This window comes from Spirosoma montaniterrae (genome assembly GCF_001988955.1).
GTDB classification, from domain to species: domain Bacteria; phylum Bacteroidota; class Bacteroidia; order Cytophagales; family Spirosomataceae; genus Spirosoma; species Spirosoma montaniterrae.
On sequence record NZ_CP014263.1, the window covers coordinates 5,148,594 to 5,161,802 of the forward strand.

Consider the following 13,209-nt stretch of genomic DNA (forward strand, 5'->3'; position numbering starts at 1 on the left):
AGTCACTAACTGATAATATGTGAGAAGAACCCCCGAAATTTAGATCCTTTTCAACATGCTAATACCGACCTATTGCCTTCTCATAATTCAGCCGCGCCACTAAATACGCATAGGCCGCTTCGAGGTAGTTCTGCTCGGCGGTTTGCAGCGATTTTTCGGTATCCAGCACTGCGCTGTACAGCACCGAACCAAGCCGGTATTTGTTCTGCCGGGTCTGATACACCTGCTTCGACAGGTCAAGGCTGGCCTGCGTAGTTTGCAGGTTCTGGCTGGCATTGGCGAGTTCGGTGCGGGTGCGCTGCACTTCGTAGGCAATGTCGGCCTGGGTTTGTTGCAGGTTCAGGGCGGTTTGCTGCGTGCGGAGTTTGTAGGTTTGCAGGTCGGACCGCTTTTTAAACTGGGCCGATAGCGGTACGTTGACCTTCAGGCCGACGTAGTTAAAGTTCGTCCAGGCGTTGCTGTTGCCGTAATTGAAACTGTTATCCTGAAACTGAGTCGAATAATTGCCATAAACTGACAGATTGGGCTTCAGACCATCCAGTACGCGCTGTGTTCGGAGGTTGTTTTCGGTTTGCTGAAGCTGCAATTGCCGAATTTCCGTGCGCTGCACGAATCCGTCTGCGGTAGGCAGTTCTCTGGTCAGGGTAGCAGGATCGAGTTTGTCGGTCAGTTCAACGGCTGTGGTATCGGGCAGATTTAGCTGATAGCGCAGGTTAATAAGGGCTAACTGGTAGTTCTGTTCGGCTTTGCGGGCCGAAACATTGGCGTTCTGGTAGTCGAGTCGTGTGCTGAGATAGTCACTTTCGAGTAATGTACCAAGTTTATAGTTGCCTTCGGCAATGGTCAGGTACGTTTGATACCGGTCGGCTTCGGCACGGGCTGTAGTTTGCTGCAACTCGCGCAGCAGTACATTCAGGTACGCTTCGGCTATCTGCACTTTCAGATTAGTCTGCCGCTGACTCAGTTTTTCTTTTTCAAGAGCTACTGTATTGGCCGCAATCTGGCGGTCGGTTTTCAGGTCGGGCCGGTAAAGCGGCTGCGTCAGATCGAGCGAGAGAGCCGTATTGTTGCGTGTGCCAAACGCCACGGTTTGCGGTTCGGTATTACCGAAAGCACCGGCAGGTAACACCGTCTTTTGTAGCTGCGTGTTGTAGCGCAGATTGCCCGACAGGTTCAGATCGGGAATCCAGTCGTTTCGGCGTTGTTGTACGGTATTTTCGGCCAGCGATACGTCGATAGTATTGGCGCGGGCGTCGTAGCGATTTGCCAGCCCGAGCGCAATGGCGTCGTTCAGGCTAAGCCGCGTTTGGGCGTTGGCCGGGCCAGCCGCAGCCAGCCACAAACCCATGAGCCACCCGCCCGCTATAGAAAAAATGCGTTGCACATTCATGATGATACGTTGTTTTAAAATCTGCTGACTGGCCGTCAACATCCACTATCTGACTACATGCGGAAGATTTGCACGGGTTCGAGCTTTGTGATTTTACGCATGGCAATCAGGCTGCTAATCAGGCTGATAACGAGCGTGACGACTACCAGCAGCGCAATCAGCCAGGGCGGATACGAGACGGCCATGCGCCCGCCCGCCATTGCCAGTTTCATCAGCATAAGAAAACCGTAGGCCACGCCGTAGCCCAGCACCGCATATAGCCCCGCCTGCGTCAGAATCAGCCGCCGAATCAGGCCGTTGCTGCCGCCAATGGCTTTGATGGTGCCATAGTCCCGGATGCGGTCTTTTACCGACGAGAACATGGTTAGGCCCACAATGGCGAAGCCCGATATAATGGCAAACAGCACCATCATACCGAAGCTGACGGCAATATTGCTCGTTTCGAGCATATAGCGCAGGGTTTCGTTGCCAAACTCGCTACCGGGCATGGCCTTCACCTGCCCCAACTCCTGCCCGATGCGCTGAATCAGGGCCGGGCGGGTCGTCACCGCCGTATCGACGTCTACCAGAAATGCATTCACGTAATTGGCGTCCATATTGCTCAATTTCCGGGCGCGTTCGAGGGTCGTAATCATATACGATGAGCCAAAGCCGGTCATGCCCCGCGATACGCCACTAACATAAACGCGCTGATCGTTGATGGTGAAATAATCGCCCACGCTCAGGCTGTCCATCGTGGGCATGTCGAGTTGATCGACAATCACGGCGCCGTCGTTGATGAGTTCGCTGAGGTTGGTTTCGGGCGTGTAGGCCGATGCTCCACCTTTAAAATCAGGAGCCTGAATGCCAATCAGTTGAATCGACGTTTTGGTGCCTTTGGTGGTCTTGGCCGAGCCACCCGCCAGCACCACCGGGTACACCGCCCGAACGCCCGGAACAGATTGCAGCTCGCGCCCAACCCGCACGTCGATGTTCAGCATCTGCATGGCCGACATCGACTTCTGGTTCACGACCCAGATGTAATTCGGGTTGTGTTTTGCCAGCCCGCGCATATTATCGATCATTGAATTGAAAATGCCCAACTGCTGACCAATCAGCACCACCGAAATCACGATACCGGCCAGTATGCCCAGCATCTTACTGATGTCGTAGCTGATAAACCGAAAGGCTGTCTGTAACATGGTAGTGGCTCAATTGAGGTGAATAAGGCAATCGACCCGGCTGTTAATCAGCACGTTGGCATTGGGCAAAAGCCTGACTTTTACCTCGCGCACCCGGCGGTCTTCCTGGCTGGTTTCGTCGGCAAAGAGCGATTTCTTTTTCAGATAATCAGCCGCAAAAACAACCTCGCCCGTGGCTATCACCCGGCCCGTTGCCTGCGATCTGATGTCGGCCCGCTGCCCCGACTGTACACGCTCGGCAAAGAGTTCGTCTACCTCTGTTACGGCCACCAACGGCCCGGCTGGGGCCATCTGGGCAATTTTGGTCTGCGCCGTTACATAATCGCCCAACTTCACTTCCCACGCCAGTAGTTTGCCCGCGTAGGGTGAACGCACCGTTTTCTGCCCGGCCTGAACGCGGTAGTAGCGTACATCTTCGCTCATCTCGCGAAGTTTGGCCTGTGCCTGTTTCAGATCGGCCTGCCCTTTTCGGTATTCCTGCCGACGCTGGGCTGCATTGGCTTCGCTGTCGCGCAGCGTTTGGCCCGTAATGCCCTTGCTGACATACAGTTGCTGATTCAATTCATAGTCGGCCTGGGCTTTATCGGCGGTGAGCCGAAGCGTTTCTACGTTGGCCTGCTGAGCGGCAATGGTAGCTTGCTGGGTTCCGAGTTTGGCCCGAAACTGGCTAATCTGCGCGTTATCGGTCGTTTGATCGAGCGACAACAGCACCTGCCCCTTTGCCACAAGCTGGCTCTCCGCGACGGGCCGGTTGGCGATGGTGCCATTCGTGCCGGCGTACACGTCGATCAGACCGGCTTCGGGTTCGATCCGGGCCACGCCCACTACCTGCGTGATGGGCTTCGGTTTGGCTGGTGCTGCTCCTGAGCTGGCTGCCGAATCGGTCGACTGACACGAACTGCTCAACAAACCCGTTGCCAGCAGCAGCGCATAGCTATACAAAGTGATTCGTTTCATGCCGTAATCTGGTGAATGTCGATGGGTGTTACTATCCCGTTTTTTACTTCTACGGCCCGGTCAGCGTAGGGCGTCAGGCGTGGGTCGTGCGTAACTACGGCCACGGCTTTGCCGCTGCGGGCCAGTGTGCGGAGTTCATCCATCACGATGCCCACGCTGTCTTTATCGAGCGAAGCCGTCGGTTCGTCGCACAGAATCAGTTTCGGATTCGTGACCAACGCCCGCGCAATGGCAATACGCTGCTGCTGCCCGCCCGATAACTGTTTCGGAAACTTCCGGCGATGGTCGAGCATGTTCAGGTTGGCAAGAGCCTGTGTGGTGCGCTCGTTCACTGCGGCCCGCGAAAGGCTCTGCATCCGGAGGGGGAACGCCACGTTTTCTTCGGCGGTGAGCGGAGCGAGGAGGTTAAATTGCTGAAATACAAACCCAATGGTGTTGAGCCGAACATTGGCCATCTGGCCCGCGCTGAGGCCCGCTACGTCGTGCCCATCGACCATCAGGCTGCCTTCGGTGGGTTCAATCAAACAGCCAATCAGCGATAGTAACGTAGTTTTGCCCGACCCGCTTGGCCCGATAATCAGCAGCAATTCGGCTTCGTTGACTGTCAGCGTGGTTTTGTCTAAGGCCGTAAACGTACCGGCGGGCGTCTGATACACTTTACTGGCCTGATTCAGTTGAGCAATCATTTTACCAGCAGCGAGTTGGTCGAAACGGTTTGGGCACTGAAGTAGCCCACAGCTCCGCCCGACAGATTCGTGTTCGGATTGGCTGGGCTGGCACTTTGCCCACCGAGCAAATCAGACAATGATTTGAAGTAATCGTACACCCCCGCGTCGATGCCCTGCATTTCTACCCGCACGTTGTCGTTTGGCTCAACTTCGTCGGCACTGGCACCCGGCGAAAACAGCGCAATGCGGTTACGGATGCCGTTGCGAAGCCGGTCGTCGCTAATGAAAATGGCGTCTTGCCGTTTGTCGTTTATCCACATCACGAAGCGGTATTGATTAATGGCATTAGCTGGGTCGTCGAAATGGGCGTAGATGGCTTTGCTGCCCGGCCCGGCGTCTTCATACGTCAGTTTATCGAGTACAACCGGTTGCGGCATGGTCGAGGTGGCCGTGTATAATTTGCCGCCGACTGTTACCGACAATGTATAGGCACGGCCCGGAGTACCCCGCAGCGTTCTGGTCTGGTACAAACCGTTGCCTACTCCGCGCAGCGTGTCGCGTTGGCCGGTGTTATCGGTAATCAGTACGGTGGCGTTGTCGAGGGTTTGGCCCGTACCCGATTCGTTGAAGTTGGCCGTTTGTGAGACCCGCACCGTGTATGGCCCCGCCTGATCGGTGATATTGCCTTCAATAACCGTCTTCGTGTCGGTATCGCGCAGGTCAACGTCAATTACTTTTTCGCAGGAAGACAGCCCAAGCAAGGCTCCCAGCAGCAAACTATATGATTTAGCTTTCATGAAATATTGAACGCTGATGGTTAAAATTTGAAGTTGTACGTTACCGACGGCACCCACCGGAAGAGCGAGGTTTGCACGGCTTCGAGACGCGACGGGTCGGTTTCATTAGCCCGAAAATTAACCGTGTAAGCGTTTTCTCGACCGTAGGCGTTATAGACCGAGAAGTTCCAGCTACGTTCCTGGGTGTCGGTTTTGCGTCGTATCCAGGTCAGGCCGAGGTCGAGCCGGTGGTAGTTGGGCATCCGGTAGCCGTTGCGCTCAGAATACAGACTAATCGTCTGACCATCAAGTTGATACTTGCCCGTTGGGAACGTTACGGCATTGCCGGTGTAGTAGATAAAGTTGCCCGACAGAATAAGCTTAGGCGCAAGCTGATAGGTGCCAACTAAGGCAATGTCGTGGGTACGGTCTTGCCGGGCCGGGAAATAGCTGCCGTTGTTGACTTCGGCAAACCGGCGTTCGGTGCGCGCGAGCGTGTAGCTTACCCAACCCGTGAACCGCCCGGTTTTTTTCTTCAGCGACAGTTCAAGGCCGTAGGCCCGGCCATCGCCATAAATCAGGTCGGCTTCCACGTTTTCGTTGGCGCGGAGTTCGGCCCCGTTGCGGTAGTCAATCTGGTTTTGCAGGTTTTTGTAATACGTTTCTGCCGAAAGCTCGTACTGATTATCGCGGAAGTTGCGGAAGTAGCCCACCGACACCTGATCGGCCAATTGCGGCTTCACGTTGTTGCTGCTCGGAATCCAGAGGTCGGTTGGGTTGGTGGCCGTGCTGTTGCTCAGCAGGTGCAGGTACTGCGCGTTGCGTTCATAGGCCCACTTAATCGACGACTGGTTGTTGACGATGTAATTGAATGAGATGCGCGGTTCGGGGTTGATATACGTTTTGGCGACTTCTCCACTGCCGTACTGAATGGTGTTTTTGATGCTCCGGTCGGGGTTGTATTCGTAGTACGTGCCGGGGCCGACCGCACTGTAGCCCGACAGGCGTAGCCCGTATTTGAGCTTAAAACGGTCCGAAAAACTATGTTCGTGCGAGCCGTAGGCGGCCCATTCCCAGCCGTATTTGTTGGTCAGGTTCGGGTCGTTGATGGCGGCTTCTGACCCTGTCGTTACCGTACCCGGTATGATAGTGTGATAGATGAGGTTGGCCCCAAATTTCACCGAGTTCCGGTCGTTGGCGAAATAATCGAAGTCCTGCTTCAGGTTCCAGTCTTTGATACGCGACGAAATTTTGATTTCGCTGCTGCCCGAACCCAACCCGATGTTATAACGGTAGTTACTGTAAATCAGCGAGGTATTGGAGAATAACCGGCTGCTGTAGAGATGATTCCAGCGCAGTGTGCCTGTAGTATTGCCCCAGTCGATACCAAACGATTGACCAAAGCCAAGTTTGTCGGTTCCGAAATACCCGGATGCATACACCCAGTTTTTGTCGTTGAGTTTATAGTTGGCTTTGGCATTAAGGTCGTAGAAATACAGCTTGCTGTCGCGCAGTGTCGAGTCGGGCGAAGCCTTCAGAAACAGGTCAGCATAGGTGCGTCGGCCTGAGACGATAAACGAGCCACGATCTTTTTTGATTGGCCCTTCAACCGTCAGGCGGCTCGAAATCAGGCCAATACCTCCGCTGACGCTCAGGCGTTTGGTATTGCCTTCTTTCATCTTGATGTCGAGTACCGACGACAGCCGCCCGCCATACTCTGCCGGAATGCCGCCTTTATAGAGCGTGGCATCTTTGAGCGCGTCGGAGTTGAAGACCGAGAAAAAGCCCAATAGGTGGCTGGCGTTATAAACAGGGGCCTCATCGAGCAGAATCAGGTTCTGGTCCGACGCTCCGCCCCGTACAAAAAAGCCGCTGTTGCCTTCGCCCGCCGACTTCACGCCCGGCAGCAACTGAATGATTTTCAGCACGTCTTTCTCGCCGAACAATACCGGGATAGTGCTGATGGACTGGATGTTGAGTTTTTCGGCACCAATCTGATTGCGCGTGATGGCATCGTCCTGTTTTTCGCCTTTCACCTCCACTTCGGTCAGGTTTTTGGCCTGATCGGTCAGTTCAATGTTCAGCGTTTGGTTGCTTTTGAGCGCAACGGTGCTGGTCTGCGTGGCGAAGCTAACGTATTGAATGGTAACGGTATAGGTACCTTCGGGCAGCGAGAGCGAGTAAAAGCCGTAAGCGTTTGTGACAGCACCAGTAGCGAATTTATCACTTTTTGCCAGCACGGTCGCGCCAATCAATGATTCGCCGTTGGCCGCGTCTTTCACTGTACCGCTGATGGTAAATTTCGTTTGTCCCATCGCCCAGCCCGACCAGCCGCAAAGCAGCACTGCCAGCCATAGTGTGTTGGATAACGTTCGTTTCATCAAACTCATTTTCTTCGTGTTTCTTACTTGACGACACAAAGAAAAGGGCTGATTTTCAGTGAATTTACATATGAAAAACAGGGTGTATAAGCACAGCCGAATGTGTAGAGATTGAGCAGAGAAGTGTAGAAATTTCGCTAACTCACTCACCCCGGTACTTTGCCAGAAACTCGTCGGCGTAGCGGCCACCGACGGGAATTTCGAGTGGGCCGTAGGGCGGGTTATTGAGCAGAAGTTTGGTTTTCTGGAACGACGACACCCGATTGAGCGGGATGATGAACGACTGATGCACCCGGCAAAACCGGTCAGAATCCAAACGGGCTTCGATGGCTTTTACATTGAGCCGGGTCAGAACGGGCTTGCCTGCCTGCGACGCCAGAAAGATTTTGACGTAATCTTTCAGCCCTTCGATATACAGAATGTCGTGGTGGTAAATCTTTACTTCTTTGTATTCCGAATGCACGAAGAAATACGTGTCGGCCTGCACGTCGGTTTCGGGGCGGTGGCGTTGCTGAAACAGATCGATGGCTTTATTGCAGGCTTTAAACAGTCGCTCGAACCGAATCGGCTTCATCAGGTAATCAACCACGTCGAGTTCGTAGCCTTCCAGCGCGTATTGCTCGTAGGCTGTTGTGAAGATGACCAACGGTGGTTTCGGCAGTGTACGCAGAAATTGCGTACCGAGCAGCGTCGGCATCTGAATGTCGAGAAACATCAGGTCGACACGGTCCTGCTGAATCAACTCCATCGCTTTCAGCGGATTGGTAAACGTGCCGATAAGTTCGATAGACGGAATTTTTTGCAGATCGTCGGCCAGAATACGCAGCCCAAACGGTTCGTCGTCTATGGCGATGGCTCGAAAAGTAGTCATACGTTACGGGCCAGGTGCGGCTCTGGAGTAAGCTGAATCGTTAAATCAACGCAAAATAGACCGTTCTGCTGGTAAATGCGGAGTTGGTGCTGATCGGGATAGTGTAAAGCCAGCCGCCGTTCAATGTTTTGTACGCCAATACCCGAATCGGGCGAAGGTGCCGCGTTGACCAAAATTCGGTTGCGCGTCTGAAACGTAAGCAGGCCATCGCTGAAGGTAAGCCGAATCTCGATAGGGGAGTCGTCTTCGGGATGCAAACCATGCTTGAACGCATTTTCCACAAAATGAATAAATAGCAGCGGCTCGATCAGCACCTGCCGGTCGTCGGCACACACCCTGAACGTCAGCCGGTTGTTGGGCGTCAGTCGCATCGTTTGCAATTCTACGTAGTGTTCGAGGTACTCGATTTCCCTGGCCAGCGTCACCGGCCCTTTATCGACCTGATAAATCATGTATCGCATCATATCCGACAGTCGCAGAATGGCTTCTTCGGTTTCGTCGGATTTTTGCCGGGCCAGCCAGCGCAGATTGTTGAGCGTATTGAACAGGAAATGCGGACTGATTTGTAGTTTCAGCGACGTCAGTTCGGCTTCCTGCTTCTGGATAATCATCTGCTGCCCGGCGGCAATGTGCTGGTTGCGGTCACGGTAAATGGCTAAACCGCTGCTGACACTGGTGAGCATCAGCAGCGACAAAAATGAGATCAGAATAATCGGCAATGGAACACCCCAAACCGGCTTCATTTCCATCGATGTGGATGTCGGTAATCGTCGGGCTATGTCGGTTAGTACGTCGTTTAAATAAAATTGGAAGTAGAGCGAATCGGCAAGATACAGCAGCACCATCAGCACGCTGAACGCCAGTATGAATGGACCGAGTTGCCGGGTTTTCAGCACATTAGGGGTCAAAACGTGCAGATTCAGGTAGAAAAAGACAATGCTGAGTACGTCGTTGATAACCTTGATGCTGAATACCTTCAGTACGTCGCGCGGTCCCATCACCTGCATCAGCGACAGAATCAGGAATGGGAAGCTCATGTAAATCAGCCACACCATCGCCTGGAATGGAATAGAAAGCCGGGGTGAAATGTGCCGGAGCCGTTCGGAGAAAGAGGATGGATTCATGGGGATAATCTAACTAAGCTTATGCCAATACACGCGGCTTCTACCTTTCATTCCACCCAACGGTCGGGTGTAGAGATTTAGAAAAGTGTGTAGAGATTCCAAAATGGGTCGAAGTATAGAACAATCGGTAGTAAATTTGAGAATATTCTGCTTATGCTACCACCGTAGCAGATTATTCATCCTTTATGAAGTTCGTACATCAATCTTGTGCCTGGCTTCCGTTGCTTGTGCTGTTTGCCAGCTTATCCGGCTGTAAAGAAAAACCATTGTTCGAGCGGCTCGACTCGTCTGAAACGGGCATCGAATTCGCCAATACCATTACCGACAGCGACTCGCTGAATATTCTCAACTACCAGTACATTTATAATGGCGGGGGCGTTGGCGTTGGCGATTTCAACGGCGACGATAAGCCCGATCTCTTTTTTGCTGGCAATCAGGTAGCCAATAAACTTTATCTCAACGAGGGCGATCTGAAATTCCGCGACGTGACCGGAACAGCGGGCGTGGGCGGGCAGGGTCGCTGGTGTTCGGGCGTGTCGGTGGTCGATGTCAACGCCGATGGGAAAATGGACGTATACGTGTCCACTACGCTCCATAAACAAGCCGCCCGGCGAGCTAATCTGCTCTACGTCAATCAGGGGAACGACGCCGACGGAAACCCGCGCTTCCGCGACATGGCTGCCCAGTATGGCATTGCCGACACGACCTATACCACGCATTCGGCCTTTTTCGACTACGATAACGACGGTGATCTGGACCTCTACGTGCTGGTCGACCAAATTTTTGACGAGAAAACGACCGCCAATCTCCGCGAACAAAAATCGGACGGAACATCGCCCAACGTTGACCGGCTGTACCGGAATATGACGATGGAAAGAAGGAGCAAGGGGCAAGGGCCCCAGCCATCCATGCCTCTTTTCGTGGACGTTTCGCGTGAGGCCGGAATTTTGTTTGAGGGTTTCGGGCTGGGCATGAACATCTGCGACATTAACCGCGACGGCTGGAAGGATATTTACGTGACCAACGACTTCGCCAGCAACGACCTGCTGTACATCAACAACCGCAACGGGACGTTTACCAACCGCGCCCGGCAGGCGTTTAAACACACGAGCTACTCGGCGATGGGCAACGACGTGGCCGATATTAACCACGACGGACTGGCCGATATTGTGGCAATGGATATGCTGCCCGAAGATAACCTTCGCAAAAAGAGCCTGATGGGCGGCAGTAATTATTTTGTGTACCAGGAGTGGGACCGGCTCGGCTACGAACACCAATATGCCCGCAACACGCTACAACTCAATCGCGGTGTGCCGCCCGGCAACGCCGATACGTCGGGCGTAAAATTACCGGCGTTCAGCGAGATAGCGATGCTGGCCGGTGTGGCCGAAACTGAATGGAGTTGGGCACCGCTACTGGCCGACTTCGACCACGACGGCCACCGCGATTTGCTGGTAACGAACGGCTTCCCCCGCGACGTGACCGACCGCGATTTTACCAATTATTACAGTGGCGTCAATAACCTGCTGACCGACGCCATGCGGGTGGAACTGATCGCAAAAATGCCAACCGTGAAGGTAAGCAACTACGGTTTCCGGGGGCGGGGCGATGGCACCTTCGAGAACCTGACCGACCGCTGGGGCCTCAATGAACCAAGCTTCTCGAACGGAGCCGCCTACGCTGACCTCGACGACGATGGTGATTTGGATTACGTTATCAATAACATCAACGACGAAGCGTTCGTGTACCGGAACACGCTGACCGAGAAGAACCCGGATAAGGCGCACTTCCTGCGGGTTCGGTTCGTGGGTGCCGATGCCAATCCGGGTGGGTTGGGTGCCATGCTTGACTATGAACTACCCAACGGCAACAAAGAAGTTTATGAACACACGCCGTATCGTGGCTTTCTGTCGAGTGTGGAGCCGGTAGCTCATCTGGGGCTGGGCGAGGCAACGACGGTTAAAAATCTCAAAGTTACCTGGCCCGATGGCCGGGTTCAGGTATTGCCGAGTGTAAACGCTGACCAGACGATTATGGTGAAAATAGCCGATGCGCAGCCAGCCACTTCGTCTGCTATAACGCCTACCCAACCAGTAACGTTATTGCGCGATATTACCGATTCGCTGGGGCTGGCCTACAGGCATGAAGAGGCTGATTTTATTGATTTTAACCAGCAAAAAACGCTGCTGCACAAGTTCTCGGAATATGGCCCCGCACTGGCCGTGGGCGACGTAAACGGCGACGGTACGCAGGATATGATTGTTGGCGGCAGCACCGACCGGACCGCTGGCTTGTTACTCCAACAAACCGATGGGCGATTTACGGTAAAAACGTTGCCTGCCAAACTCGCTGAAGATGCCGGTCTGCTGCTGTTCGATGCCGACGCCGATGGTGATCTGGATTTGTATGCCGTGAGCGGGGGCGTTGAGTACCGACCCGACCAGATGACCGACGCGCTGCAACATCGGCTTTACGTAAATGACGGGCGCGGCACGTTTACGCTCGCGCCCAATGCCTTACCCAAAACCGGCGTTAGTGGCTCCTGCGTAAAAGCCGCTGATTATGACGGCGATGGCGACCTTGACCTGTTTGTAGGGGGGCGCGTAGAACCCAACAAGTACCCCGCCCCCGTGCGAAGTTTTATTCTGCGGAACGACGTAAAGCGGGCGGAAGCCCGCACTGCCGAAACAAGCACGACTAACGCCAGTGGGCGAGACTCCCCCCGCTTTACCGACGTTACAACCCAGGTGGCCCCCACCCTCGTAAAAGGCGGTTTGACCTGCGATGCACTCTGGACTGACGTTGACAACGACAGGCAGATCGATTTGCTCATTGTGGGCGAGTGGGAAGCTCCGACCGTGTTACGGAATAACAAAGGTCGTTTTGACCCCTTGAAAGCCAGTGGTCTGGAAAGCAAAACCGGCTTCTGGAACTCGCTCACGGCGGGCGACTTCGACAACGACGGCGACACTGATTATTTAGCCGGAAATCTCGGTCAGAACACCCTGCTGCGGGCTTCGGATGAACGACCGGTGCGTATGTACGCGGGCGACTTCGATAACAACGGCTTTTATGATGCTTTCACGACAGTGTATTTCAAGAACGCTAAAGGGCAGTACGAAGAGTACCCGTATTTCGGCTGGGACGATATGGTACGCCAGATGATCGGTATCAAGAAACGGTACATACAGTATGCCGCCTTCGGGCAGGCCACCATCAACGACATTCTGACCGAAGACGAACGCAGTCAGGCTCTGAAACTGACGGTCAACTGTACCCAGACGAGCTACATCGAAAATCTGGGTAACGGTACGTTCAATGTTCGCCCGTTGCCGCTTCCAGCGCAAACGGCCCCCGTGTTCGGGATGCTGGCGCAAGACATTGACGGCGACGGAAATTTAGATGCGGTACTGGTTGGCAACGACAGCGGCAGCGACCTCGTAGCCGGACGCATGGACGCCTTCGACGGGCTGGTGCTGCGGGGCGATGGCAAAGGTGGTTTTACGGCCCTGACTCCGCAGCAGAGCGGTTTCTACGTGCCGGGCTACGCTAAAGCCGTTGTAAGCTGGCCCGATGCGGCTGGCCGGTGCCGGCTGGCGGTTTCGCAGAATCGGGGGGCGGTCAGAATTATGGCGTTCCAACAGGCGCAAACGTTCGCGCCGGTCGATGCGAAGACGTGGGCTGTAGACGTGCGCCTGAAAAATGGCCGCATTCGTCGGCAGGAAATCCCTTACGGATCATCTTTTTATTCGCAGTCGGCGCGGGGTGTGTGGCTCCAGCCGGGCGAGTCTGTTGGTAAGAAGTATTCGTTTTGAAGCGATTAAATAGCAACGTGATTTGGCGTGATTCTTGTTTATATCC

At 54.2% G+C, this 13,209-nt stretch carries 9 protein-coding genes; 1 reads left to right on the forward strand and 8 read right to left on the reverse strand.

The window, feature by feature from the left end:
• Nucleotides 1–58 precede the first annotated feature (58 nt).
• The 8 genes from AWR27_RS22185 to AWR27_RS22220 form a co-directional block, all read right to left on the reverse strand.
• Nucleotides 59–1,390, reverse strand: a complete 1,332-nt coding sequence (locus AWR27_RS22185; protein ID WP_232325901.1) for a TolC family protein — start codon at nt 1,388–1,390, stop codon at nt 59–61.
• Nucleotides 1,391–1,443: 53 nt separating this feature from the next.
• The gene (locus tag AWR27_RS22190; protein WP_077133215.1) at nt 1,444–2,571 is read right to left on the reverse strand and encodes an ABC transporter permease; all 1,128 of its coding nucleotides are present in this window, start codon (nt 2,569–2,571) and stop codon (nt 1,444–1,446) included.
• Nucleotides 2,572–2,580: 9 nt separating this feature from the next.
• Nucleotides 2,581–3,528, reverse strand: a complete 948-nt coding sequence (locus AWR27_RS22195) for an HlyD family secretion protein (RefSeq protein ID WP_077133216.1) — start codon at nt 3,526–3,528, stop codon at nt 2,581–2,583.
• Nucleotides 3,525–4,214 carry an ABC transporter ATP-binding protein gene (locus AWR27_RS22200; RefSeq protein WP_077133217.1) on the reverse strand — a complete coding sequence of 230 codons (690 nt, stop codon included), beginning with the start codon at nt 4,212–4,214 and terminating at the stop codon, nt 3,525–3,527. The genes AWR27_RS22195 and AWR27_RS22200 overlap by 4 nt, the downstream gene beginning before the upstream one ends.
• Nucleotides 4,211–4,993, reverse strand: coding sequence for a DUF4249 domain-containing protein (locus tag AWR27_RS22205; RefSeq protein WP_077134148.1), 783 nt, complete (start codon nt 4,991–4,993; stop codon nt 4,211–4,213). The genes AWR27_RS22200 and AWR27_RS22205 overlap by 4 nt, the downstream gene beginning before the upstream one ends.
• A 20-nt stretch (nt 4,994–5,013) precedes the next feature.
• Nucleotides 5,014–7,353 carry a TonB-dependent receptor gene (locus AWR27_RS22210; RefSeq protein ID WP_077133218.1) on the reverse strand — a complete coding sequence of 780 codons (2,340 nt, stop codon included), beginning with the start codon at nt 7,351–7,353 and terminating at the stop codon, nt 5,014–5,016.
• Between the two features lie 142 nt (nt 7,354–7,495).
• Nucleotides 7,496–8,224 carry a LytR/AlgR family response regulator transcription factor gene (locus tag AWR27_RS22215; protein WP_077133219.1) on the reverse strand — a complete coding sequence of 243 codons (729 nt, stop codon included), beginning with the start codon at nt 8,222–8,224 and terminating at the stop codon, nt 7,496–7,498.
• Nucleotides 8,221–9,348, reverse strand: coding sequence for a sensor histidine kinase (locus AWR27_RS22220; protein WP_083732940.1), 1,128 nt, complete (start codon nt 9,346–9,348; stop codon nt 8,221–8,223). The genes AWR27_RS22215 and AWR27_RS22220 overlap by 4 nt, the downstream gene beginning before the upstream one ends.
• A gap of 185 nt (nt 9,349–9,533) precedes the next feature.
• Here AWR27_RS22220 and AWR27_RS22225 point away from each other — a divergent pair, with 185 nt between their 5' ends.
• Nucleotides 9,534–13,163 (forward strand): VCBS repeat-containing protein, encoded by a 3,630-nt coding sequence (locus AWR27_RS22225; protein ID WP_077133221.1) that lies wholly within the window; start codon nt 9,534–9,536, stop codon nt 13,161–13,163.
• Nucleotides 13,164–13,209 lie beyond the last annotated feature (46 nt).